The organism is Deinococcus sedimenti (genome assembly GCF_014648135.1).
In the GTDB taxonomy this organism is placed as follows: domain Bacteria; phylum Deinococcota; class Deinococci; order Deinococcales; family Deinococcaceae; genus Deinococcus; species Deinococcus sedimenti.
The window spans coordinates 1-23,678 of record NZ_BMQN01000012.1; the positions used below are offsets into that span (position 1 = coordinate 1).

The following is a 23,678-nucleotide window of genomic DNA, read 5'->3' on the forward strand; positions in this document are numbered from 1 at the left end:
TGTGACTTGATCCACCTGTTGGTGGCGTCCCAGACGAAATCGCCGGAAAGTGTCGGGTACTGAGGAGTATAGCTTGCCTCAGGAATTGACATGGCACCGGCGAGCGTCTCCATTGACCGCATATCGATCGGGAGAACGGGCGTGCCACGTGTCAGTCGGCCGCCTGCGCCGCGCCGCCTGGTCGGAGCGGGAGTTCCGCCAGTCCTTCGACCCGGACCGTGACCGCCCTGCCCTGCCGCGTGACCTGCCCACGGACGATCAGGGCGCGCGCGTCGCGCAGCAGGGCCCGGTGGGCCTCCCACAGGTCCGGGCTGATGATCGCCTGGACTCGTCCTGTGGCGTCCTCCAGCACGTAGAACGCGAAGCCCTTCGCGGTGGGCGGCCGCTGCTTCGCCACGATCACGCCTGCGGCCCAGCAGGTGGCCCCGTGCCGCAAGCTGGCCAGGGTCTCGCAGCCCAGGTCGCGCAGCCGAGCGCGGTGGGCGTCCAGCTGATGACGCCCGGTCGGGGTCGTCCCGGTGAGCCCCGTATCCAGCGCGGCCTGCAGGTCAATGGGCAACTCAGGCACGTCGGGCAGGGCCGCCTCAGGCGCGAGCAGGGCCCGCGTCCCGGGCGGGCGGGCGTGGGCGACCGTCTGGAGGACGAAGTACGCCTCCCGGCGGTTGCGCTGCCGGTCAAGCGCGTCGAACGCCCCAGCCTTCACCAGGGTGTCGAGCGCATCCCGCTTGATCTGCACGCGGTCGTAGAAGTCTTCGACGCCCTGGAATTTGCCATTCGTCAGGCGTTCCTGCACGATCTGCCGGGCCGTGTCCGCACTGATCGCCTCAACAGCTGTGAGGGGCACGCGGACCGTGTGGACGGACTCTGCGCGGTACGACACACCTGAGCGGTTCACGCACGCACCGGTCAGCCGGACGCCTCGCCGGGCCGCTTCCGAGGCGATGGTACTCGCGGGCCACATGCCGGGCGCTTCGGTCAGGAACGCTGCGAAGTACGCCGCTGGATGGTGACGGCGCATGTACGCGCTGGCGTAGCTGTGCTGGGCGAACGCGTGCGCGTGACTCTCCGCGAACCCGTACCCCCGGAACGCCGCGCACTGCTCGAACACCGCGTCCGCCTCCCAGGGAAAAGCCCCGACCGTCGCGGCTGCGCCCTCTAGGAAGCTCACGCGCAGGGCAGCCAGCTCGTCCGGGTCCTCCACCTTGCTCAGGCGACTCCGGAAGCGGTCCGCCTGCGGCCAGTCCATGCCCGCGTACTGCACGGCAATGCGCAGGATCTGCTCCTGGAACATCAGCGTCCCGTGGGTGGGGGCCAGGATGGACTGGAGAGGCTCAGGCAGGTCTGGGACAGGCTCTTCTCCCCTGGCGCGGCGCACGTACGGATGCACGGTGCCGCTCTGAATGGGTCCGGGGCGGATCAATGCGATCTGGTGCGCAAGCTGCGTCATGTCCTTCGGTTGCAGCCGGGCGGTCATCTGCACCTGCGCCGGGGACTCGATCTGGAAGAGCGCCATGGTGTCGCCGGTGCTGATCTCCCGCCAGACCCCGGGGTCATCGGGGAGCTGCCCGTACTCGACCCACTCACCGGTCAGTCTGAGGACCTCCTCCCGGGCGCGTTCCAGGGCTGCGAGCATCCGCAACCCCAGCAGGTCCAGCTTGATCAGGCCCAGGCGTTCCACGTCGTCCTTGTCGAAAGTCAGCATCCGGATGCCCCCGGAGCTGCGCGTGAGGGGGCTGTAGTGCGTGAGGGACTCACTGCTGAGCACCACGCCCCCCGAGTGCGGCGCGAGGTGCCGGGTGAATTTCGGCTCGAGGCGCTCCAGGAGCGTCAGCAGGGCGTCTTTCACAGGCGCGTCGCCCAGCACCTCAGTGAAGACCGCTTCGGCTTCCCTCGCCCGGTGCGGCCGCAGGTGCCCGTAGTCCCGTCCCAGGGCTCGAGAGAGCCGGTCGCGCAGCTCCGGTGGGAGGCCCAGCGCCCGCCCCAGGTCCTGGATGGCGCTCTTCAGGCGGTACGTGATGCGGTTGGCGACCATCGCCTCCCCGGTGCCGGTCAGGCCCCAGCGGTCCTCCACCCAGCTCAGCACCTGATCCCGCCGGGAACTGGCGATGTCGATGTCCACGTCCGGCATGGACGTCCTGCCGGTGTGCAGGAAACGCTCGAACAGCAGGCCATGCGCCAGGGGATCACTCAGGGTGATGCCCAGCGCGTAACACAGCACGCTCCCAGCGGCACTGCCTCGGCCCGCTGCAAGGATCCCATGCGCGCGGCAGTAGTCGGTGACCTCGGCGGCCGTCAGGAAGAACCCGGCCATGTCGAGTTCCGGCCCGGGCGCAGCGCCCCCTCCTGATGGATGACGCGCGGGCGCAGTTTTACGAAGCCTGCCTGCTCGTTCAGCCGCTGGTGGCGCGGCACTTTGACCCGGCGTTCTGGCGCAGCGGGTGGCCAGAGGCGCGGTCGGTCGTCACCGCGCTCGGACAGGCCCAGCCCGCGCGCCGCTGAGCACCTGAGCCCCCTGCACAGAGCGGACCATTCGCGAGCAGGAGAGGCGGCGCCTCTCGGGCGTTCACCCACGCGCCCCGTACCCTGCCGAGAGGAGGACTGGCCATGCCCCGCACCCCCACCGCCCACGCGGCCCAGCACGCCCCGTTGACGCCCGACGAGCGTCGCGGCGCCCTGTCGGCCATCGCGCAGCGCCGGGATGCGCTCCTGCGTGAACTGCGCGAGCTCAACGAGATCGAAGCGGGCCACCGGGCAGCACTCGCCGGAGCCGGTGAGGGCACTGGGCGCGCCGTGCACTGACCCCACCGCACTCGGCACCTCTTAGACTGAAGGCCACGACCGGCCCCCCCGGGCCCGCCTACTTTCACCCGAGGTGCCCCATGACCCTGCTGCAACCTGGCGAGAAACGCCGCCTATCCGACCTCACCCCAGACACCCGAGTGCGCGTGCAGGTCACCCATGACCTGAGCGGCGCGGACGTGAGCGTGTTCGGCCTGGACCGGGAGCGCCAGCTGCGCGACGACCGGTATTTTGTGTTCTTCAACAGCCTCCAGAGCCCCGCGCGGGAGGTGCAGTTGCACCTGGACGGCCCGCGCGCCACGTTCGACGTGGACCTCGGGGCGCTGCCGCCCAGCATCGAGCGGCTGGTGTTCGTGATCTCGCACGACCAGAGCCCCATGAGCCGCCTGGGGCAGCTGCGCCTGAGTCTCCAGGACCCGGCAGGCACCGAGCGGGCCGCTGTGCAGCTCACCGGCACGGCGTTCACGGCGGAACGCGCCCTGATGATCGCGGAACTGTACCGGCACAGCGGCGAGTGGCGACTCGGGAGTATCGCGCAGGGCTTCCAGGGCGGGCTGGACGCGCTGCTGACGTACTTCGGTGGGCAGATCGCTGAGGACACGCCGGCCACGCCGCCCACGCCGGTCCCTCCCCCCGCACCGACGCCGACCCCGACGCCGCCAGCACCGACACCCACGCCCACTCCTCCTGCACCTACGCCTCCCGCGCCGCCTCCCGTCCCTCCTGCGGACCTATCCCCCAGCGGGCCGGGCGGGCAGGGCGCCAGCATCGCGGATTTCCTGCGGGCCAGCGCCGAGCAGGACCGGCCCGGGGAGGTCTTCGAGCTCGAGTCCAGCAAGATGCTGGAAGTGAAGGTCAACGGCCGGGTGTGGAGCAAGCTCGGCGCGATGGTCGCGTACAAGGGGCGGCTCGACTTCCAGCGGGCCAGCACGCTGAGTGACCTGATGGGCGGCATGCGCGGCGGTGGCATGGGCGGCCTCCTGGGCGCCGCCATGCGGATGGGCAGCGGGGAGATGGGGCCCCTCGTGAGCATTCAGGGGCAGGGCGTGTGCTACCTCGCCGATCAGGGCAAGGAAGTGTCGATCATCCGCCTGCAGGGCGACACGCTGAACGTCAGCGGCAACGACCTGCTCGCGTTTGAGGACACCGTCACCCATGAGATCACGATGCAGCGCTCCGTGGCAGGCATGGTGTCGGGCGGGCTGTTCAGCGTGCGGATGAGTGGGTACGGCCTGGTGGCCATCCTGAGTCACGGCAAACCGCTGACCCTGCGGGTCACGCCGCAGGAGCCGGTCTTCACGGACCCCAACGCGACCATCGCTTGGAGTGAGCACCTACGCCCGGACCTGCGGGTCGCGCAGGACCTGCGGTCCATGTTCGGGCGGGGCGGCGGCGAGACCCTGCAGATGGCCTTCCAGGGCAGCGGCTTCGTGATCGTGCAGCCCTACGAGGAGTCCCCGGCCATGAGCAACCTGCCCACCCACTGAGGCGAGGAGGGAGAACGGGGCCCGCCGCCCACAGGCACTCAGAAGTGCGCGTCAGCGGACGGTGTCCAGTTCCCGCTCCTGTTCCAGGTACGACTGAACCACAGTGCCCTGGTGGTCCAGTTGAAGGATCAGGGTCTGCGGTTTCTGCTGTTCGCGCAGGATGCCAGCGCGCATCGTCTGGAACTGACCGAGTTGGGCCTGCAGCTGGGTCAGCATGTGCTGGTGCGTGGTCAAGGTGGGCACCCAGCCGTCCGGCTGATCTTTGAACGCGGCCCGCTGCTGGTCCTGTTTGTTCCGGCGGCCCTGCATCAGGCGGCCGAACAGGCCGGCCACCACGCCACGCACCGAGAACTCTGTCTCGCTGCCCGGCGCGTTCCGGGCGCTGGCCTGCGCGTCGTAGTGCGTGAGCGCCTGCGCAAACACGGCCGTGGCGCGCTCGAGGGTCTGCAGGGACCGCCGCAGGTCCTCCTCGTGCAGTGAAACCCGGTCCGGCGCCCACCCCAGCTGCACGCCGACCTCCAACGCCCGGATGTTGGTCGCCGCGGCGAACAGCGCGGTGTTCATGTGCCGCGTGTGCTTCTTCAGGCTGCGTCTGGCCTCCTCCAGTTTGAAGGTCCCGCTGTCCCTCAGGGCGTCTTCCAGATTGGCCATAGGCAGTTCATGCTGCGCGACCTGACTTTCGGACTCATGGATCAACTCCAGCACGCTGGCCAGCGCGGCTGTCCGCTCCTCGGCATCCAGGGGCCGCTGCTGCAGGAGCTTCGCATTCCGCTGCACGCTTTTCAGGCGGGCGAGCAGGCGGCCCATGGCCTGGCCGTCCAGGAATTCCTGCAGACCGTCGAGTTTCCGGTCGATGGATTTCAGTTCCTGATTGATGGCGTGCAGGTAGTACTGCGCGGTCACGAACGCGGCCACCTGAAACGCGACGGTGGCGACGGCCGTGACGCGCATCAGCTGATCCGGGCGGAAATGCCCGGCGCCCATGATGCGGCCGGTCTGCGCGTTTCGCACGAAGCCGGTCAGGCCACCGTCGACGTTCATCATCTGCGCGCCGCCGCGAATGGCTTTCTGCATCTCGGGATTCAGCACCAGGCGGTAGGTGCTGGCGCTGAGCAGGGACGGCAGGGTCGCTCCTGCCATCCGGACAGCGCCCTGCAGGGCGTGGCCCAACTGAACCTTCTGATCGTCAGACAGGGTGACCGGGGCCGCGTCCCTGAAATCGAGCGGTTGCGCTTCCCGGAGGCTGAGGAGCGCCGCGCCGCTGGCGTCCTGCACCTCCCATTCCGTGAACGCGTCCCGCTGACGCATGGCCAGGCGCTGACCCGACCACGCGGTGATCTGCTCGGGGGTGGCGGCAACCGCTGTGAGCAGGTCATCCCATCCGCCCTGGTGGCCCTGACCAACAGCCGCGACCCGCCAGCCGGTGGTCGTGGCGTATAGTTCCAGCAGCACCACGGCTTTTTCGTGCGTGAGCAGCGGCAGCGGCTCGAAGACATGCCCGCCCAGCTGGACGGTCAGAGCCTGGGCCTGGGCAACTGGACGCTCGTCGTGACCGGCCACCAGCACCACGCGCTTGACCTCTTCAGGGAGATCAGTGAGGTGGACAGCGAAGCGCGCCTTTCCCTCTGCGTACGCGCCGGTCACCGCGCCGCCCAGCAGGTCCGGTGTGGCCGGGGACGCCACGCCTGACGGCCGCAGGTGACGCTGCTCATCCAGGGCCAGAACGGCGACGTGCAGGTCAGGCATCCCGTACGCCACGGTCACCTCGACGTGGGTGATGACACCCAGGTCCCGCAGGGCCCGTCGCTCGCCGGGCAGGAGGGTCAGCGTCACGACGCCGCCTCACAGGACATCGGCAGGTGAAATGTCGTGGCCGGCGCGGGGCAACTGGACATCATGCCGGTAGCCTACACATGCGCGGGTCACGGAACCATGACGGCCAGCGGCGACCCCTGACACGCCGCCACCCAGGTGCAGCGGACACTGCAAGGAGCATGCCGACGCACGACCAACGGCCTTCACCCCTGGCCGGGGTCAGAGGGACCCCATGAACCACGCTCTGCTCGCCTAAATTCATCAGCATCTGTCCGCCTAGTGGATGACCACAGGCTTGGCTTGATCTAAGCTGAGGGATGGGGCGACAGAAACAGTGTGTGGTGGCGTTGACGGCACACGAGCGGCAGGAACTGACGGATATGACCCGCAAAGGCGTCCACAGTGCGCGGGTCATCACCCGCGCACGGCTGTTGCTACTCAGTGACCAGGGACTGAAGGATCGGGACGTCGCCGAGCGCGTGGGTGTCAGCACCGTGACCGTAGCGTCCATCCGACGTAAGTTCGTACAGGGCGGCCTGAAGGCCGCCCTGTACGAAAGAGCCCGGCCGAAACAGCCGCCCAAACTTGATGCGCACGGGACGGCCATCCTCATTGCCGAAGTGTGCTCCGCGCCCGTCGGGCGCGAAACCTGGACGATGCGGTTGCTGGCTGATCGCCTGGTGACGCTGGGGGTCGTGGACCGCATCAGTGATGAAACTGTCCGGCGTACGCTGAAAAAAACGTCCTCAAGCCGTGGCAGGTCGAGAGGTGGTGTGTCGCCCAGGTAGGCGCAGACTTCGTGTGGCGCATGGAAGCCGTACTGGACACTTATGCGCTGCCCTACGATGCCCGTCGGCCCGTAATCTGCTTCGACGAGAAGTCCTACCAGTTGCTTGATCATGTGCGCGATCCGCTGCCACCCGTGCCGGGTATCCCGGCACGGGTTGATCATGAATACAAACGCTGTGGCACGGTGAATTTCTTCGTGGCCTTCGAACCGCTGATGGGTCAGCGCACCGTGACAGTCACGGAGCGGCGAGGGAACGCCGAGTTCGCGGCGCAGCTCCAGGCGCTGGACGTGCGGTACGCGGCAGCAGACACGATCGTGCTGGTGCTGGATCAGCTGTCGACGCAGAGTCCGGCCGCGCTGTATCAGTACCTCCCGGCAGAGGAGGCGCGTCGGCTGAGCCGACGCTTCGAGTGGGTGTACACGCCCAAACATGCGTCGTGGCTCAACATGGCGGAACTGGAGTGGGCAGTCCTGCAACGACAGTGTCTGGGGCAGCGCTTGGCCAGTGTGGACGCAGTCGAAGCGGAATTGCTGGCGTGGGAAACCGACCGCAATGCGCGGTCGGTGCGGGCGAATGGGCAGTTCCCGATATCGGCGGCACGGGATAAGCTCAAACGCCACTACCACATCAATGAATAGCTATCCTCATGCCTGTGGTCATCCACTAGACTTTGTTGGCGGATTCGAAAACTGCTGTTCGGCGGGGCAGCTCATCGGGACTCGGCCACTAGAAATGCGGAGTCTGGGAGCCCTCATCTGCATTCGTCAACAACGTCTGGTTCCAGCCAACTACCCGGAATGCCGACAACGCCCTGAATCAGGACGGAATCAGTCGGGAAAACCGCGAATAGGCCGTCCAGAACACTATTCATCTTCACGAAGCACAATCCATGGCTGGCGAAGTTTACCCGCTCCATGCAGTGAGGCGACACGGATTTGACCGCCGAACCGAACCATCGGTCCTGTTCCGTGGCTGGACCGCACGTGGCGAGGCGTCCGGCCCCATCGCTACTCAGGCCGACGGGACAAGACAGTCACGATGTCGGCAGGAACGGAACATCGCTCTGACGCATCGTCTGCACCAGGAGCTGTGCAGCGGTCGAGGGTCATTCATAGGCCTCCCTGATGCCTGCGCCGCGCCCGATGCTCCCTTGCCTCCCGGTTGCGTCGCCCCACGCCCTTCCCGCAGGGGCGTCCCCTGCAGGTATCCAGCGGCGGTGCGTCAAAAAAGCAAAACAAATGAACGGGACGCCGACATAATGAATCCCAGGGCCGCCCTGCGCGGCCCACCGAGGAGGCACCACACATGGGATTTCTCAACAAACTCAAGCAACTGGCGCAGGACGGCAGCGCCGCCGCGCAGCAGAACATCGCCCGCTTCCAGAACGCGGCGTTCGCGGACGCCACCATGGCCGCCTGCGCCCTGATCAGTGCCGCGGACGGCTCGGTCAGCCCCGAGGAGCGCCGCAAGACCGCCGGATTCATCATGTCCAGCGACAAGCTCAAGGCGTTCGACACGAACAAGCTCCGCACCCGCTACGACGAGTACTGCGGCAAGCTGGACACTGATTTCGACTTCGGCAAGATCGAACTGATGCAGGTCGTCGGGAAGATCAAGAAGCCCGAGGAGGCCCGCGCCGTCATTCAGCTCGCTGTCCTGATCGGCAACGCCGATGGGAACTTCGACCAGCATGAGCAGAAGGTCGTCCGCGAGTTGGTCTTCGCCCTGAAACTCGACCCGAACGAATTCGGGCTGTAAGCTCAGGGGCACGCCCCTCCTATTTTCGCTCTCTCAACTAAGGAGTACCACCATGGCTGTTTCCCTCTCCAAAGGCGGCAACGTCTCCCTCAGCAAAGAAGCCCCTGGTCTCACCGCCGTCAAGATCGGCCTGGGCTGGGATCCCCGCGTGACCGACGGCACCGAGTTCGACCTGGACGGCAGCGTCTTCCTGCTGAACGATGCCGGCAAGGTCCGCAGCGACGCGGACTTCGTCTTCTACAACAACAAGACCTCCGCCGACGGCAGCGTCACGCACGCTGGCGACAACCGCTCCGGCCAGGGGGACGGCGACGATGAAACGGTCGACGTGAACCTCACGGGCGTCCCGGCCGACGTGCAGCGCGTCGCATTCGGCGTGACCATCCACGATGCCGACGCCCGCAAGCAGAGCTTCGGTCAGGTCAGCAACGCCTTCATTCGCGTGCTCAACGCCGCCGACGGCAAGGAAATTGCCCGCTACGACCTGAGTGAGGACTACTCCACCGAAACCGCCATGATTTTCGGTGAACTGTACCGCCACGGCGGCGACTGGAAGTTCAAGGCCATCGGCCAGGGCTACGCCGGCGGCCTCGCGGCCCTCGCCGGGAACTTCGGCGTCAACGTCTGATCCCATCTCCCCTGTTTCAGGCGGGCGCTGCGTTCCTCACTGGATGCGGCGCCCGTCTCCACACCGAGGTCTGCCGCTGATGCCAACGTCCAAAAGAGGGTTCGGTTGAAACTCCAGGCTGGGCAGCGCCTGCCACTGGGCGAACTGGGTCCCGCCCCCCTCCGCATTCACCTGAGCCGCGCCGACCTGCTCATCGCTGTCCGCTGCGGCGGCCAGGTCGAAGAACTGCTTTCCATGCAGTCCCCCCATGGGTCTGGCGTGACCGTCAGCACGGCCAGTCAGGCGGAGTTCCAGCCTTCCGCCCTGCCGGACGTGGTGGATGACGTACTGTTGCTGGCCTGGTCAACTGCAGCGCTGAGTGGCCCGGCACGCATCGGCGCGGCTGACTATGATCTCGCCGACGTGGGCGACGGCGTGGTCTGCGGCGTGTTCGGACGCTTCTACCGCCACCAGGGCCAGTGGAAGTACGCCGCGATGAATGCCGGGTTCCGTGACCTGCCGGGCCTCGCCCAGCATCTCCGGGTCCCCTCCGAGCAGCTGGTACCTGCCGCAGTTCCCTCCCCACGTCCCACATCCGCCACGTCCCCGGTACCGCCCGCACCTTCCGGCGGACTCATGGGCAAGGTACTGGACATGTTGCGCGGCGCGGCGCCCAGCACCTCCGCGCCGACGCCTGCCTCGACTCCGGCTCCAGTAGGCCCCGCCACAACGGCTGGCATCCACAGCACCCTGAGCCTGCGCAAGGAGGCGGTGCGGCTCACCCTGGAGAAAAAAGGCGCAGCGGGAATCCAGGCGCGCGTGATGCTCGTGATGGACGCCAGTGGCTCCATGATGGGTCTGTACCAGCAGGGCAAGGTGCAGGCCGCGCTGGAGCGGCTGGTGCCGGTCGCCATGCAACTCGACGACAACGGGGAGATGGAATTTTTCTACTACGCCTCCCGCTTCTCCAAACAACCGCACCTGACCGCGCAGAACGTCATGGGGCGCATCGGGCGGCGGTATCACAATGCGGACGGGGTCGGGAATAACGAGCCCCCCGTCATGGAAGCGGTCCTGAAAGAACACCGAGCGGAACGCACATCCCTGCCGACGCTGGTGCTGTTCATCACGGACGGCGGCATTGACGGGCACACCAGTCGGAAGATCGAGCAGATCATCAAGGGCAGCGCAGGTGACGCCCTGTTCTGGCAGTTCGTGGGTCTCGGAAACGCCAACTACGGCATCCTGGAGCGTTTCGACACGCTCTCGGGCCGCGCGATCGACAATTCTGGCTTCTTCGCCGTGGATGACCTGGACCGCATCTCGGACGCGCAGCTGTACGACCGGATCCTGAGTGAATTCCCCGACTGGGTCCGCAAGGCGAAAGCCGCGAGGATCCTCCCGTGATCCGCCTCTTCTCCCTGGAGCGTTCATGAGTCAACTCACGCAAGGGCAGCGCCTGCCGCTGGCCCAGCTTGGCCTCAGCCACCAGTTCACCGTGCAGGTCACGTGCGACCTCGCGGACGCCGACTTCACTCTGTTCGGCCTGCAGGGAGGAACCCTCAAGGACGACCGCTGGATGGTGTTCTTCAACCAGACGGCCTCTCCGGACGGCGCGCTCGTGCAGGACGATGCCCAGCGCTTCCGACTGGATCTCGATCGACTGGCGACGAACGTCGACGAGGTGTACCTGACCGCCACGCATGACACCCGGCCGATCAGCGCCGCGACGCGCCTGGACGTGGCGATCGGAACGCACGTGTTCAACGCCCGAACAGCGCTGAAAGACGAGATGGCCGTCATGCTGGTCCGCTTCTACCGTAAGGATGGCGCGTGGCGCCTGGGCACGGTCGCGCAGGGGTTCAATGGCGGCCTGGCCGCGCTGGTGCAGCACTTCGGTGGTGAGGTGGCCGACGACGCGGCACCGACTCCTGCGGCGCCCAGGCCAGCGGCACCGGTCAGCCTGGTCAAGGAGCGGCAGAAGGTGCTGCTCGCCAAGGCGGAAAAGGAGCAGCCGCAGCTGGTGTCGCTGATGAAGGCCGCCTCCGTCAGCCTTGCCAAGCGTGGCCTGGACGAGGCGCGCTATCAGGTCAAACTGGTGCTCGACATCAGCGCGAGCATGTCGAACGAGTACCGCAGCGGCAGCGTGCAGGACCTCGCCAACCGCGCCCTCGCGCTCGCCACGCAGCTCGATGACGACGGCGAGGTCGAGGTGTACCTCTTCGGGATCCGCGCGCACCGCAAGGGCACCCTGAGCCTCAGCAACGCCTGTGATTTCGTCGAACGGATGCGCGTGGACCTTGAAGGCGGCACACATTACGGCCCCGTCATGAAACTGGTCCGCGAGGATGTGCAGCGCAGCGGCAAACGCATCCCAACGCTGGTGCTGTTCATCACCGACGGCGGCACCAGTAACCCCAGCAGCGTCATCAGCCTGATGCGCGAGATGTCCCGTGAAGCGATCTTCTGGAAGTTCATGGGAATCGAAGAAGGCCGCGTGAACTTCGACTTCCTAGAGACACTCGATGACCTCACCGGGCGCGCCGTGGACAATGCGGACTTCTTCAAGGTCAAAGCGCCGATCCGTCTGCCGGACGAGGAGCTGTTTGACCTGCTCGTCAACGAACTCGACAGCTGGCAACGCAGCGCGAAGCGGGCCGGCATCCTGTAAGACACCCACGCTGACCCGGTGGTCAGTCAAATCCCCACAGGGACGCGCATTTTAGGCAACGCGCGTCCCGAAATCCGTTTAATATGCTCACAGTCCCTACGATCCGCAGGAGGGTCCATGATTCCCATTCACCAGCGGGCCGGCTGAATGCAGGCCTTTCAGACCGGGCAGAAATCGCCGCTCAGCCACCTGACCACCTCGAATCTTCTCACGATCTCCGCGCGCGTCACCGGTCCTGCCGCTGAGTACGATTTAAGCCTGTTCGGCCTCGACGCCGGCGGTCAACTCAGCGACGACCGCTACCTCGTGTTCTTCAACCAGCCCGCCACGCCCGAGCGGGCCGTGCAGATGAGTAGCGGCGCGCGCGGCGAGAAGATCTTCACGATTGACCTGCAGCGCCTCCCGCAGACCATTCGGCGATTGAGTCTCACCGCGACCGTAGATGACGGCACCTTCGGGCAGATTGACCACGCGGAGATTACCCTCTCCGCCGATGGCCGACCCGTGGCGTCCTACCGCGTGACCGGCCGGGACTTCCAGCAGGAGCGCGCCGTGATGCTGTTCGACGTGTACTTCAAGGACCTCTGGCGCGTCGGCGCGGTCGGGCAGGGGTTCAACGGTGGCCTTGCGGCGCTCGTCCGTCACTACGGCGGCGAAGTTGCTGACCGGCCCGGTCCGACCCCACCTAGCCCCGCGCCGAACGCCGCGCCCGCACCGCCCCGGCCCACGCCCACGTCCTCACCAGCCCCCGCGACGCCCCCTGCCCCTCCTGCCCCACCGATCAACCTCAAGAAGATCACGCTGGACAAGAAGGGGGAAAGCACCCGCATCTCCCTGAAGAAACCCGGGCACGCCGAACCGATCCGCGTGAACCTCAACTGGGACCGCGGTGGGAAACGCAGCGGGATGTTCAGCCGTATCACGGCCGCCGCCGACCTGGATCTGGGATGCATGTTCGTCCTGAACGACGGACAACGCGGCGTCATTCAGGCGCTCGGGAACAGCTTCGGTTCCGAGCGGCTCCTGCCGCACATTCTGCTCGACAAGGACGACCGGACCGGGGCGGCGCTTGACGGAGAGAACCTCACCATCTTCCGTCCTGATCTGATCCACACCGTGCTGGTGTTCACGTGCATCTATGAGGGCACCAACGATTTCACCCAGGTGGGTGCCCGGCTCTCGCTCAAGGACCCGCAGGGCAACGAGATCGCCGTCCACCTGAGCAACCCGGACATTCAGCGCACCTTCTGCGGGATCGCCCTGATCGAGAACATTGGCGGGGAAATCAAGGTCACCAAAGAAGAACGGTATTTCCTGGGCGCGCAGCAGTGCGATGAGCACTACGGCTTCGGGTTCCGCTGGGTGGCGGGGAGTAAGTAACGCCTCGCAGCCCATTCATCCGCACCATTCATCCCCACAGGAGCGTCACCATGGCACTGAGTTTGCAGAAAGGTCAACAGATCAGCCTGGCCAAGACCAGCGGCACCACCCTCACCACCGTGCGCCTCGGCGTCGGCTGGGAGGGCATCAAGAAAAAAGGCATCCTGGGCTTCGGCGCTGGGCGGGAAGCTGTCGATCTTGACGCGAACGCCCTGATGTTCGATGCGCAGGGGACGCTGGTCGACCAAGTGTGGTTCCGCCAGTTGCAGAGCAAGGACGGCTCGGTCCGTCACAGTGGCGACAACCGCACCGGCGACGGGGACGGGGACGACGAGACGATCACCATCGACCTGACCCGTCTCTCCTCCGCTGTGCAGACCGTGATCCTGAGCGTGAACAACTACAGCGGTCAGAGCTTCAACCGCATCGAAACGGCGTATTGCCGCCTGATCAATCAGCAGGGTGAGAAGGAACTCGCCCGCTATGAACTGGCCGGGCAGGGCAATCACAACGGCCTGATTATTGCCAGCTTGAGGCGCGAGGGCAGCGACTGGACCTTCAAGGCGATCGGTGCTGCTGCGTCCGGCCGCACGTACCACGACAACCTGCCCGACATCCGCGCTCACCTGTGAGACCCTGGAACCCCCTACCCTGGGGCGTCCGTCTCTGAATCCATACTCCCCACCCGTTTCATTCCCCGTCCCTGGAGGACCCCATGGCCCTGTCCCTGTCCAAAGGCAGCAATATCTCCCTGAGCAAAGAAGCTCCCAATCTCACCCGCATCCTCGTGGGTCTCGGCTGGGACCCCCGCGTCAGTGACGGTCAGCAGTTCGACCTGGACGCCAGCGCGTTCCTGCTGACCGCCTCGGGCCGCGTGCGCGGTGACCATGACTTTATCTTCTACAACCAGCTGCGCAGCCAGGACGGCAGCGTTGAGCACACCGGCGACAACCGCACCGGTCAGGGTGACGGGGACGACGAGAGCATCAAGATCGACCTGAGCCGCGTCCCGGCCGACATCGCCAAGATCGTCGTGGGCGTGACCATCGACGAGGCCGACGCCCGCCGTCAGAACTTCGGTCAGGTGGGCGGCGCCTTCATCCGCATTGTGGACGACGCGACGGGCCGCGAGATCACCCGCTACGACCTCGGCGAGGACTTCAGCACGGAAACCGCCGTGGTGTTCGGTGAAGTGTACCGCTACGGTAACGAGTGGAAGTTCCGCGCGGTCGGGCAGGGCTTTGCCGGTGGCCTGGCGCCGATGGCCCGCGGCTACGGCGTGAACGTTTAAACTTCAAGTCTTCCGCGCGCCTCTCCACCGGAACACTGGGTATCCGGCGTGGGAGGCCCCTCTCCTGTCTCACCCTGGTAAGGACGTCATGATCAAACGAGAATTCGGTTTCGCCTTCATCATCACCGCACTGTCCCTCGTGCTGGCCTTCTGGTACGGCCTGCGCGTGGGCGGAATCAGTACCGCTCTGAATTACCTGTTCATCGCCATCGTGCTCGGCGTGATGGAGGTCTCCCTGAGCTTCGACAATGCCGTCGTGAACGCCTCGGTCCTGAAGAACATGACCAAGAAGTGGCAGCAGCGCTTCCTGGTCTGGGGCATCCTCATCGCCGTGGTCGGCATGCGCCTGATCTTCCCCATCCTGATCGTGGCCGTCACATCCGGCCTGGGTTTCGGTGAGGTGGCCAACCTCGCCCTGAACGACTCCAACCGGTACGCTGAGTACCTTGAGCAGGCAGAGATCGCCATCAGCGCATTCGGCGGCGTATTCCTCCTGCTGGTCGCCCTGAACTACCTGATGGATCCAGAGAAGGACCTGCACTGGCTGGGCGGTTTCGAGCGTCGTCTCGCCGGCATCGGCAAACTCGACACGATTCAGGTCGTGGTGACTGTCACGGCGCTGCTGCTGATCACCAAGTTCATGGTACCGGTCGCCGAGCAGGTCACGGCTCTGACGGCCGGGCTGGTCGGTCTGGTGCTGTACCTGATCATGAACGCCATCGGGAACCTGTTCGATCCGGACGACATGGCGGCCAAAGCGGGCGCCGCAGGCTTTTCTGCGTTCATGTACCTCGAAATCCTGGACGCCAGCTTCTCCCTGGACGGCGTGATCGGCGCGTTCGCCATCACCAACGTCGTCGTGATCATCGCGGCAGGCCTAGCGATCGGCGCTGTGTTCGTGCGGTCGCTGACGCTGTTCCTCGTGCATAAGGGGACGCTGGCTGAGTACCGCTACCTGGAGCACGGCGCGCATTACGGCATTCTGGCGCTGGCGATCATCATGCTGCTGCACATGAATCCCGCCATTCACATTCCTGAAGTGGTCACTGGCCTGATCGGCGTGGGCTTCATCGTCTTCTCGATCATCTCCTCTCTCCGCGCGAACAAGAAGGACGCCCTGGGTGGCGGAACTGCGTAACCAGTCAGCGTAACGCGCTGCTATGCTGCCTCCAGAATGCCCACAGGGCCGTCTGGAGGCAGCTTTCATGACACGGTTCTTTCATCACGAGCACGCATGACGCTCCTCGCGTGGCTTCCATCCACAGTACTCACCTGGATCGCAGTGGACGCCGTGACCCACCTGGTCGGACACCTTTCCATGGGCGTCCTGGTCGGCTTGGCCCTCCTAGGGCTCGTGACTGGCTGGACCACCCGGCCGTGGCAGCCACCTCTGCCTCGCCGGCAGGTACGGGCCTGCGGCATCAGTTTCGGCCTGCTGTGCGCGCACGCTGCACTTGAAGACGTCCCAAGGAGCGCAGTCGCACACGCGGTTGAATGGTGGCTACTGAGCGCATTGATCGCGTTGTGGCTGCCCCGCCCCCCGGACCACCTGCGCCGACGCCGTCTGGACTCCACTCAACAGTCCGCGCGGGGACACAATCGCGCGATTCCACTTCACCACTCTTCCCTGGAGACGTCCAGATGAACCACAGTCCTCCCCCTGACCAGCCCGCCCGCACGCGCGCACTCAAGCTCCTTCAACTCGCCCGCCGCGGCGTCGGCGGTGAGCGCACCAACGCCACGCGGTTACTGCTCACGCACCTGCAGGCGAACGACATGACCCTGTTCGATATCGACCCGGGGCTGCCCGTCACGCAGGACCTGTCGGTGCTCGACTCGCTGCGTGAAGCGCAGCTGGAACTGGCCAAACTCGGCACGGACCGTCAGGACGAAGCCTTGGAGCGCCTGGTAGACGACCCGACGCTCACGCCGGCGGAAATCGAGCGGGTGCTGGGCGTGATGGACTTGCAGATCCTCGCGCGGCACCGCAGTGAGGCCTGGGCGCATCTGGACGGCGTAGACTCAGGTCGGTATGCCGCCCTGGTTGACCGACTGAATCCCAAAGCGCTCTCGGCCTTTGGGGGCAGCGTGGCGCAGCGTGTACACATGGCCCTGCGCGAGGCGTACTGGCGCGCGGCGTACCCCCTACGGACCCTAAGGGTGCAGGGCGAGGTGGATCAGGCCCTGGTGGCGGGACTGCTGACAGGTCTGGGCGGCATCGGCATCCGGGTACTGGCGGACGGGGTCGAAGCGCACCTCGACGGCGATCAGCTGGCCCGCGCCCGGTCGATGATGGTGCAGGACCTGCCCGCGCTGCGCCGCACGGCGACCGACGCGCTGCGCGCCCTGGGTGAACAGCACGCCCGTGCGCAGCGGGGCTGACGCAGCCCCGCTGACATAAAGTCGCAGCGTCACTTGAACTCGATGACCCCTTTGTTCATCTCGAGTTTCCCGCTGGCGTGCAGGATCGGGCTGCGTTCTGTGCCGAAACTGGAGTACCGCTCGAGGTGACTGATCTTTGCCTGCGCGCCCGTCAGATCAATCGCAGACAGGGCCACCCAGAACGAGAAGTGGTTGCGGCCGAGCACGGGCGCACGCACCTCCTGTCCCAAGTCATCGGTGAAGATGGTTGTGGGCTTGTAGCTGGCAAACGATCCCGCACCGTTTGAGACAGCGCTGTACGCCGCGAAGAGGACGTGCGCAAGTTCATCCGGGCGGTGAATGACCGCCGTTTCCTTCCCAGCCCTCCGGCTGTCCCCGGACAGGGTGATGTAGGGCGGTGTGGCCGCCGCGCCTTTGTCCTTGTAGTAGACCTTGCCGGTCGAGCCGTTCTTCAGAACGTAGAAGGCGTACAGGTCCAGGTCACCACTGCCGGCCCAGCTGAGGGTGATCGTGATCTTCTTGCCCTTCTGGATGTTCACGCTGGTGTTCTTCTTGAGACTGACTTGGCCGGTGGGGGCGGCAGGGGCAGGCGGACGGGCGCCGCTGGAGGCTGGAGTCGCGCTGTCCAGCCCGAGTGAGCTCCACTTCTTCCACCACGCCGCGAACTCGCTGAGCATACGCGTGTACAGCTGCTCGTCGCTGATCCGGTCAATGTCGTCGACCGCGAAGAAGCCGGAGTTGTCGATTGCGCGGCCCTGCAGGGTGTCGAGTTTGGCCAGCACCCCGTAGTTCGCGTTGCCCAGTCCGACGAACTGCCAGAACAGAGCGTCCCGGGCCGAGTCCTTGATGATCGTCTCGATCTGCCGGCTGGTCCCCCCACTGATGCCTCCGTCGGTGATGAACAGCACCAGGGTCGGCATGATTGGCGCTCCTTCGGCGCGGTCCTCCGCAGCGGCGGCGCGGTGGATACTCAGGACGTCCTGCATCACGGGCGGCTCGTTGTTGCCGTACCCGATTTTCCTGACGGCCGGGACGACGCCGGTGATCTGCGGCATCTGCGTCCCGGCCACGCCCAGCACGCTATCCTCATCCAGGTCGCCCATGCGGGCAAACCGGTCGGCGTAATACCAGAATTCCATGGCGTTGTTGTCGTCCAGTCGAGCCGCTACAGGGATGAGGCGCTCGAGGGTCTCCTGCACGGTGCCGCGGCTGTACAGGCTGCCCATACTGCCAGAGGCGTCCATGACGACCATCACGCGCGCCTTGAGACCACTGATGCCCGCCTTGGTCAGCACCACGCCCACCTGCTGTTTGCGCAGTTCCACTTTCGTGGTCGGCTCGGGCGCGGCCGGGGCTGCAGGGATCGGTGGTGGCGGATCCACTGGCGCAGGCGCCGCCGGCACCTCATCGGCCACTTCCCCGCCGAAGGAACGCACCAGAGCGTCCATCCCGCCGTTGAAGCCCTGCTCGACTGCCGTGACACGCCACGCCCCCTGGTGCCGGTAGACCTCGACGAGCATCACGGCCAGTTCGTCACCGCCGGGGCTGAGGTCGAAGTTCAGCGCGTCGCCCGACGAGGGCGTCACCGTCACCTGACCACGGCGCAGGCGCCCGATCGGTTGCGAGTCACTGGTCGCGCACAACACCAGACGCGAGATCCACGGGGGCAGCTGATCGAGGCTGAGGGTGAACTGCACGCCCGCCCCGGCGGCGGTCATGCGGATTTCACCGTTGGGCGAGGTAGGCTGGTTGAAGAACGTCAGGTAGGCGTCGTCTCTGATGGTTCGGGCGTCGTCGAGCGCGAACAGGCTGAGGTCGACGTCCGGATGGTCCAGTTCCGCGTGAAGTGTGAGGATCAACCCGGTGTGTTGAGGTCCGAGGGGAAGTCGCTGACCTTTGAGCAGTGGTGGCATGTGGTGTCCTTGTTGCCGGCTGCGGAACGCTGGGCAGCAACCGGGCTGCGTGATTCAGATTGCGCCCAGCGCAGGCAGGTAGTGAAGGGCGTCTCCAGCACTGGGCGGCAGGAGTCCGTACAGGGTGGCCCTCTCGGCGGTATCGTGCGCCCAGCGGCGGTGCGTGGCAGGTTCACACATGCGCCCGTTCATCTGGAAGACGGCCGGGGCGTCTGGCTTCAGGATCGCCTGGGCCTCCTCCAGATCCCGGACGGGCACACGGTACCCTTGCCGCACGGTCGCGAGTTGCACGGGGTGGATGATGGTCTTACCGGACAGGCCGTACTCCAGATCCTGTTGCACTTCGCGCGCAAGGGTAATGAGATCACTGAACACCTCGTACACCGGGGAGGACAGCTGAAACCCGTATGGCCGGAAGACGCCGACGAGCATGCTCACGATCCGCTCCAGCGGCCCCTCGTACACGGTGCGCCCTGGCGCGCGGCGCACACCCAGGACGTTCATCAGGTCATTTCCACCGATCCGCAGGGCCTCCACGTACCCCTGCCAGCTCTCTTGGAAGATCAGGTCGCGCAGCACCATCATGCGGTGCTCACTCAGTGCTTCGCGGGTTTCCAGGGTCAGTTGTGCGACATGCGTGGCGGGCAGGACGTCCATATACGCCCGGAGATTCCCATCGTGGATTTTCGGCAGGATGAAGCCGTGAACGCGCGACAGGTCATGCCGGGCCAGTTCGGTCAGCACGTCCGGGGAGCGGACGCGCAGGTACACGCGACTGGTGAACGATTCCGCGTAATCCAGGTGCCGCAGAATGTTCTGCATAGCCTCGCTGAGTTCCTCGTCCCGGATGGCGTCTTCGGTGCACCAGACGTGATTGGTCAGGCCAGGGAACTTGCCGGCCGCGATCGCGCCGAGGTCCGGGTGGGTGGCGGGGGTGTAGAGGGTAATGCCGAGGTGAGCCATGGGCCGTCCTTATTGGATGAGCGCGCAGGCCTGGTAGGGCAGATCGGCGTGCACGTGAACAGGAATCTGGTGGGCGAGCGCGTGTTGTTCCAGGTGACGCGTGTCGAGGTACCCGGCCTGCCGCAGCAGCAGGGCGTGGGGAGCGCGGCGCAGCAGAACCCGGCAGGCCTCCCCGACGCTGGGTTTGACGCGGTGCGGGTCGGTCACACCGTACTGAGCAGCGAGGGCGTACGTGGCGACGAAGGGCGCGTCGGGTCGCGGACCGGGTGGGACAGGCTGCGGGGTGGCCTGATTGACCGCGTCCAGGTACACCTGCGTCCGGTCGTGCGTCCCGAGATTCAGTTCCACCTGCGCGGCGTGCCGCCCTGGTCCACTGAGGAACGTGCGGGAGAGCAGGCCGCAGACGGTGGCGTTCAGTAGCGCGTGGGGGATCAGGACGTCCTGATAGGTGCCTGCGTACGTGCTGATCCCGGCGGGATCGCTCAGGACGGCCAGCCGCGCTTGCGGCACGCTGCGCTCCAGGGCGCCGCGGATGCTGCCTTTGCCCGTCCAGCCGTCCACGAAGATGACCTCCCGCTCCGGGTGGAGCGCCAGGACTTCCTGGTAGGCGACGAGGTCCAGCCCCTCGGCACGCATGATGCTGAGGCTGTGATGCGGCCAGTCCAGGCCACGCCGGGCGGCCGCGCGGCGGATCAGCGCACCCGCCGGGGTGCCGCCCCGCGCCAGGGAGATCAGGACGGGCCGGACGTGGTGCGCGGCGATCTGCGCGGTGACCTGCTCAACCAGACCCGCTGTGCGGGCGGCGAGTCGAGGCAGCACCGCATCGAACACGCCGCCCCAGACCGGCTCGGCTTCAGGCGTGAGCAGCGTGGCGTACGACGTGCCCTCCCGCAGGAGCCGCTCCTTTTCGGCCACGCTGACCCACTGCGGTGTCCCTTCGTTGAGGTGGAACGTCACGTCGCCGGGTGGAAAGCTGTGGTTCACAGGTGAGCTCCGTCAGGATCGAGGGCGTGGTCAATCTGCCGTCCGGCGGGAGTCAACCAGAAGTGACAGGCACGCATGAAGGGCAGGTCGGACAGGCTGTCTCCCAGGCCCAGTGTGAGCAGCTGGGCGGGGTAGCGGGCGCGCACGAAGGCCACGGCGGCCGCTTTAGTGACCTGCGCGTGCAGAAGACTGATGTGGGATGCGTTGGCGATCACGTTCAGTCCCGCACCCTGCAAGGTGCGGGCGGCGTGGTACGCCGCGGTCAGGCTACCGCGCGCCGGGTGTTTCAGCACGTGCATGTAAGGCGCGCCCAGCACGGTGTGGGTGCTGAGGGTGCAGCCGTGCAGCGCAGCGAGTTGCTGAGCGGCAGGCTGGACGCTGTCGACGATCCCATCGGCCAGCAGCGCCCGGACGCGTTCCGCCCACTCCTCGTTCACGGCGCCACCCGGATCCAGGAGGGTCGCGCCATGATCGCAGATGATTTCCGCGCGGAAGGGCAGCCGTACCCGGGCCATGGCGGCCGGTGTGCGGCCCGTGACGGGAATCAGGAGGCCTCCCGCTTGGTCAAGTGCGTCAATGAGCTGACGTTGCGCGCTGGTTGTGAAACTCTGCCGCTCGGGCGTGGCATGCTGCGCCGCCAGGATGAGGTCATCACCGGGCGGGCACTTGGCCGGGGTCTGGAAGAGCGTGTCGTCCAGGTCAGTGAAAGCCAGGAAGGCGGGGGTCACAGGATCACGCTCCGGGCATGTCGGCCGAGGAGAGCCAGCAGTTCGGGCACGTCACAGCCAGGCTCATGTACGACGATGATGTCGCTGTACACGTCCGGGTCGACGTTGTAGAGGTAGTTGGGCATGCCGTCCCCATAGTTGTCGGTGAAGGTCAGCTTGCGTGTCATGGCCAGGCCCGGCAGGACGGGCGAGCGGGTCGTCGCGCTGAAACGGACCTGGGCCACCTGGTCCTGGAGGTGGCGGGCCAGGGCGTACGCCGGGTACTGATGTTCCCCAGTGCCCAGCACCAGAAGTCGGGACGCGCCGGTTAGGCCGAGGGCCTCCATGTCGGGTAAGGTCAGCGGCCGGCTGGCCGTGCGCCTGGACTGCTGGAGGTGGGTCCTGCTCACGCCATCAGTGCCGTGGACGGGGGGCGTCACCGGGGACGGCCAGGTGGGGTTCGGCGTGAACTCGTACTTCCCCTGCGTGAGGCTGAGCAGGTGCAGAAGCGGCGTGACGCGCGCCTGGAGTGCGGCCGGATCAGCCCAGCTGGTAAGGCAGATGAGGATGATGCGGTCAACCTGAGGGTACAGGTCACACCAGGCCCGCGCGAGGTTGGTGAGGGTGGTGCCGGTCGTGATCTCGTCGTCGACGAGCACCAGTTCCCGCACGCCGCTCACGTCCCCGTCCGGCTGGTGCAGGATGTGCGCGGGGGCGTGCGAGTGGGGTTCATCGAAGCGCAGCAGCACAGCCTCACCCGTGAGGTACCGGGTGGTGTGCTGGTAGCTGGACTGCACATCGGGCCAGAGGGCCTGCCACTCGGCGTGAACCCCTTCCGCCAGCGCGGTGGCGGTTTCCGCCAGGCCAATGAAGTGCGGCCACGTCAGCGGGGGCAGCGCACGGGCGAGCGCCTGGTGCGTCCACGCTGCGCGCTCGGGCAGGGTGGGGATGTGCTTGCCGAGCACGGTGCTGACGAACAGGAATCCCCGCTTGGGGTTCTCCCGGACAGCGTACTTGACCAGATCCGACAGTGGCTGCAGTTCGCGCTCCACAGTGAGGCGCAGGGTGCCGCTGGGAAGAGTGACGTGATGCTCAGTGGGCATGGGGTTCTCTCACCCTCCGGGCGCGCTTGTCTTCCCGGACATGCATGACCTGCGCGGGCGTCACCACGTCCGGGCGCTGCACGCCGCTCACCGCGTCGAGGAGCAGCCCTGGGAGATTCACGCCCGACGCCAGGGCGTTGCGGATGCCGCCAGACGCGCGGGTGTTGATCTCCAGCAGGTGCGCGGTCCCGGCGCGATCGTCGCGGGTCTGGAAGTTGAACAGACCACTGAGATGATAGCGGCGCGCCATGGCGCGCGCCACGGCAACCAGATCGGGTCGGAGTTCGATGACCTGATCCTGGCTGGTCTTGCGCCGCACGACGCAGCCCAGCAGTTCCCCGTTCAGGGCCGCGCAGTCCACGCTGCGCTCGTCACCGGGCAGGGTATGCATCAGGAGGTATTCGGGCCACGTCTCGGCCGCGGCGATCATCTCCCGGGCGGCTGCAGTGCTCATCTCGTACAATTCACCTTTCAGGAAGGTGGTCACGCGGGGCGTGTCGCTGAGCATCCGGAAACCGCTGGCATAGATCCCCTCGGCAGGTTTCATGCACAGCCTCACGCCCTCCCGCGCGAGATCGGCGCGCGCCGCGTCGAACTGCTCCAGGGAGTGGAACACCTGCCAGCGCGGCAGCGGCAGGAGCGACTGTGGCCAGTCCGCCAGAAAACGCGCTTTGTTGTTGATCAGACGCAGGGTGTGCGGGTCGGCCGGTACGATCGCCTGAGGGAACCGGCCGCGCTGCTCGGCGAACTGCTCGGCGAGCTTTCCTGGAATGAATGCGTCAATCCGCTGCTCGCGGAGCAGATTCGCGATGTAGTCCAGATAGAGGGCCGTTTCAAGGTTGCGGGGCTCGACGATGGCGGTCATCCCGCACCCCCTCGCGGCGTCCAGCATGGCGTGCGCGGGGTCGGTGTGTGAGACGACGACGTCGTGCCCGCTGTACTGGAGGGCGCGGATCTGATCGGCCGTCCCGGTGAAATTCTTGTTGAAGTAGGCTCGCATGGAAACTCCTGAGGCAGTGAGGTGAGG

Annotated in this window: 21 protein-coding genes and 1 pseudogene; 14 read left to right on the top strand and 8 right to left on the bottom strand. The window is 66.3% G+C overall.

Translation table 11 applies throughout. The annotated features are described in order from the left end of the window. Positions 1 to 151 precede the first annotated feature (151 nt). Positions 152 to 2,311, bottom strand: a complete 2,160-nt coding sequence (locus tag IEY69_RS16470; RefSeq protein ID WP_189074243.1) for a helix-hairpin-helix domain-containing protein — start codon at positions 2,309 to 2,311, stop codon at positions 152 to 154. A gap of 35 nt (positions 2,312 to 2,346) precedes the next feature. Between IEY69_RS16470 and IEY69_RS16475 the strand changes: the two genes are divergently transcribed. The 3 genes from IEY69_RS16475 (at position 2,347) to IEY69_RS22070 (ending at position 4,286) form a co-directional block, all read left to right on the top strand. Further along, a complete protein-coding gene (locus IEY69_RS16475) occupies positions 2,347 to 2,499 on the top strand; it encodes a hypothetical protein (RefSeq protein WP_189059451.1) in 153 nt (50 codons plus the stop codon). 105 nt (positions 2,500 to 2,604) lie between these two features. After that, complete coding sequence (locus IEY69_RS16480; RefSeq protein WP_189059453.1) at positions 2,605 to 2,799, top strand: hypothetical protein; 195 nt, start codon at positions 2,605 to 2,607, stop codon at positions 2,797 to 2,799. 80 nt (positions 2,800 to 2,879) lie between these two features. Then, positions 2,880 to 4,286: an AIM24 family protein gene (locus IEY69_RS22070; RefSeq protein WP_189074244.1), complete on the top strand. Its 1,407-nt coding sequence runs from the start codon at positions 2,880 to 2,882 to the stop codon at positions 4,284 to 4,286. Positions 4,287 to 4,337: 51 nt separating this feature from the next. On the opposite strand, the gene IEY69_RS16490 is transcribed toward IEY69_RS22070, so the two are convergent. Next, positions 4,338 to 6,119 (bottom strand): TerD family protein, encoded by a 1,782-nt coding sequence (locus IEY69_RS16490; RefSeq protein WP_189074245.1) that lies wholly within the window; start codon positions 6,117 to 6,119, stop codon positions 4,338 to 4,340. A 299-nt stretch (positions 6,120 to 6,418) separates the two neighbouring features. On the opposite strand from IEY69_RS16490, the gene IEY69_RS16495 reads away from it, so the two are divergent. The 11 genes and pseudogenes from IEY69_RS16495 (at position 6,419) to IEY69_RS16545 (ending at position 16,981) form a co-directional block, all read left to right on the top strand. Beyond that, complete coding sequence (locus IEY69_RS16495) at positions 6,419 to 6,889, top strand: helix-turn-helix domain-containing protein (RefSeq protein WP_189074246.1); 471 nt, start codon at positions 6,419 to 6,421, stop codon at positions 6,887 to 6,889. A gap of 5 nt (positions 6,890 to 6,894) precedes the next feature. After that, positions 6,895 to 7,530: pseudogene (locus IEY69_RS16500) on the top strand (IS630 family transposase); the annotation flags it as partial. A gap of 667 nt (positions 7,531 to 8,197) precedes the next feature. After that, entirely contained in the window at positions 8,198 to 8,650 is a 453-nt protein-coding gene (locus tag IEY69_RS16505; protein ID WP_189074247.1) for a tellurite resistance TerB family protein, read from the top strand. Positions 8,651 to 8,702: 52 nt separating this feature from the next. Continuing rightward, entirely contained in the window at positions 8,703 to 9,278 is a 576-nt protein-coding gene (locus tag IEY69_RS16510; protein WP_189074248.1) for a TerD family protein, read from the top strand. 105 nt (positions 9,279 to 9,383) lie between these two features. Continuing rightward, on the top strand, positions 9,384 to 10,664 hold the full coding sequence (locus IEY69_RS16515; protein WP_189074249.1) for a vWA domain-containing protein: 1,281 nt from the start codon (positions 9,384 to 9,386) through the stop codon (positions 10,662 to 10,664). 25 nt (positions 10,665 to 10,689) lie between these two features. Further along, positions 10,690 to 11,928, top strand: a complete 1,239-nt coding sequence (locus IEY69_RS16520; RefSeq protein ID WP_189074250.1) for a VWA domain-containing protein — start codon at positions 10,690 to 10,692, stop codon at positions 11,926 to 11,928. 147 nt (positions 11,929 to 12,075) lie between these two features. Continuing rightward, entirely contained in the window at positions 12,076 to 13,308 is a 1,233-nt protein-coding gene (locus tag IEY69_RS16525) for a TerD family protein (protein ID WP_189074251.1), read from the top strand. A 50-nt stretch (positions 13,309 to 13,358) separates the two neighbouring features. Continuing rightward, entirely contained in the window at positions 13,359 to 13,940 is a 582-nt protein-coding gene (locus IEY69_RS16530; protein ID WP_189074252.1) for a TerD family protein, read from the top strand. Positions 13,941 to 14,023: 83 nt separating this feature from the next. Next, positions 14,024 to 14,599 carry a TerD family protein gene (locus IEY69_RS16535; protein WP_189074253.1) on the top strand — a complete coding sequence of 192 codons (576 nt, stop codon included), beginning with the start codon at positions 14,024 to 14,026 and terminating at the stop codon, positions 14,597 to 14,599. An 88-nt stretch (positions 14,600 to 14,687) separates the two neighbouring features. Then, positions 14,688 to 15,737, top strand: a complete 1,050-nt coding sequence (locus IEY69_RS16540) for a DUF475 domain-containing protein (RefSeq protein WP_189074254.1) — start codon at positions 14,688 to 14,690, stop codon at positions 15,735 to 15,737. A gap of 503 nt (positions 15,738 to 16,240) precedes the next feature. Then, positions 16,241 to 16,981, top strand: a complete 741-nt coding sequence (locus IEY69_RS16545) for a hypothetical protein (protein ID WP_189074255.1) — start codon at positions 16,241 to 16,243, stop codon at positions 16,979 to 16,981. A gap of 29 nt (positions 16,982 to 17,010) precedes the next feature. Here the strand turns inward: IEY69_RS16545 and IEY69_RS16550 are convergent, their stop codons facing one another. From IEY69_RS16550 to IEY69_RS16575, 6 genes are read right to left on the bottom strand one after another with little or no spacing between them, the layout of a single operon-like run. After that, complete coding sequence (locus IEY69_RS16550; RefSeq protein WP_189074256.1) at positions 17,011 to 18,894, bottom strand: VWA domain-containing protein; 1,884 nt, start codon at positions 18,892 to 18,894, stop codon at positions 17,011 to 17,013. A gap of 54 nt (positions 18,895 to 18,948) precedes the next feature. Continuing rightward, positions 18,949 to 19,857, bottom strand: a complete 909-nt coding sequence (locus IEY69_RS16555) for an HpcH/HpaI aldolase/citrate lyase family protein (RefSeq protein WP_189074257.1) — start codon at positions 19,855 to 19,857, stop codon at positions 18,949 to 18,951. A 9-nt stretch (positions 19,858 to 19,866) separates the two neighbouring features. Then, complete coding sequence (locus IEY69_RS16560; RefSeq protein ID WP_189074258.1) at positions 19,867 to 20,841, bottom strand: cysteine protease StiP domain-containing protein; 975 nt, start codon at positions 20,839 to 20,841, stop codon at positions 19,867 to 19,869. Continuing rightward, the gene (locus IEY69_RS16565) at positions 20,838 to 21,569 is read right to left on the bottom strand and encodes an HAD family hydrolase (protein ID WP_189074259.1); all 732 of its coding nucleotides are present in this window, start codon (positions 21,567 to 21,569) and stop codon (positions 20,838 to 20,840) included. The genes IEY69_RS16560 and IEY69_RS16565 overlap by 4 nt, the downstream gene beginning before the upstream one ends. Then, positions 21,566 to 22,651: a phosphoribosyltransferase domain-containing protein gene (locus tag IEY69_RS16570; RefSeq protein ID WP_189074260.1), complete on the bottom strand. Its 1,086-nt coding sequence runs from the start codon at positions 22,649 to 22,651 to the stop codon at positions 21,566 to 21,568. The genes IEY69_RS16565 and IEY69_RS16570 overlap by 4 nt, the downstream gene beginning before the upstream one ends. Continuing rightward, the gene (locus IEY69_RS16575) at positions 22,641 to 23,651 is read right to left on the bottom strand and encodes an ATP-grasp domain-containing protein (RefSeq protein WP_189074261.1); all 1,011 of its coding nucleotides are present in this window, start codon (positions 23,649 to 23,651) and stop codon (positions 22,641 to 22,643) included. Before IEY69_RS16575 ends, IEY69_RS16570 begins: the two co-directional genes overlap by 11 nt. Between the last annotated feature and the right edge of the window lie 27 nt (positions 23,652 to 23,678).

What these genes read in the sequence shown, in the direction of transcription:
- IEY69_RS16540 (WP_189074254.1), top strand. Translation starts at nt 14,688, where the DNA reads ATGATCAAACGAGAATTCGGTTTCGCCTTCATCATCACCGCACTGTCC.
- IEY69_RS16495 (WP_189074246.1), top strand. Translation starts at nt 6,419, where the DNA reads ATGGGGCGACAGAAACAGTGTGTGGTGGCGTTGACGGCACACGAGCGG.
- IEY69_RS16475 (WP_189059451.1), top strand. Translation starts at nt 2,347, where the DNA reads ATGGATGACGCGCGGGCGCAGTTTTACGAAGCCTGCCTGCTCGTTCAG.
- IEY69_RS22070 (WP_189074244.1), top strand. Translation starts at nt 2,880, where the DNA reads ATGACCCTGCTGCAACCTGGCGAGAAACGCCGCCTATCCGACCTCACC.
- IEY69_RS16570 (WP_189074260.1), bottom strand. Translation starts at nt 22,651, where the DNA reads ATGCCCACTGAGCATCACGTCACTCTTCCCAGCGGCACCCTGCGCCTC.
- IEY69_RS16480 (WP_189059453.1), top strand. Translation starts at nt 2,605, where the DNA reads ATGCCCCGCACCCCCACCGCCCACGCGGCCCAGCACGCCCCGTTGACG.
- IEY69_RS16530 (WP_189074252.1), top strand. Translation starts at nt 13,359, where the DNA reads ATGGCACTGAGTTTGCAGAAAGGTCAACAGATCAGCCTGGCCAAGACC.
- IEY69_RS16510 (WP_189074248.1), top strand. Translation starts at nt 8,703, where the DNA reads ATGGCTGTTTCCCTCTCCAAAGGCGGCAACGTCTCCCTCAGCAAAGAA.
- IEY69_RS16545 (WP_189074255.1), top strand. Translation starts at nt 16,241, where the DNA reads ATGAACCACAGTCCTCCCCCTGACCAGCCCGCCCGCACGCGCGCACTC.
- IEY69_RS16525 (WP_189074251.1), top strand. Translation starts at nt 12,076, where the DNA reads ATGCAGGCCTTTCAGACCGGGCAGAAATCGCCGCTCAGCCACCTGACC.
- IEY69_RS16470 (WP_189074243.1), bottom strand. Translation starts at nt 2,311, where the DNA reads ATGGCCGGGTTCTTCCTGACGGCCGCCGAGGTCACCGACTACTGCCGC.
- IEY69_RS16550 (WP_189074256.1), bottom strand. Translation starts at nt 18,894, where the DNA reads ATGCCACCACTGCTCAAAGGTCAGCGACTTCCCCTCGGACCTCAACAC.
- IEY69_RS16535 (WP_189074253.1), top strand. Translation starts at nt 14,024, where the DNA reads ATGGCCCTGTCCCTGTCCAAAGGCAGCAATATCTCCCTGAGCAAAGAA.
- IEY69_RS16555 (WP_189074257.1), bottom strand. Translation starts at nt 19,857, where the DNA reads ATGGCTCACCTCGGCATTACCCTCTACACCCCCGCCACCCACCCGGAC.
- IEY69_RS16505 (WP_189074247.1), top strand. Translation starts at nt 8,198, where the DNA reads ATGGGATTTCTCAACAAACTCAAGCAACTGGCGCAGGACGGCAGCGCC.
- IEY69_RS16575 (WP_189074261.1), bottom strand. Translation starts at nt 23,651, where the DNA reads ATGCGAGCCTACTTCAACAAGAATTTCACCGGGACGGCCGATCAGATC.
- IEY69_RS16520 (WP_189074250.1), top strand. Translation starts at nt 10,690, where the DNA reads ATGAGTCAACTCACGCAAGGGCAGCGCCTGCCGCTGGCCCAGCTTGGC.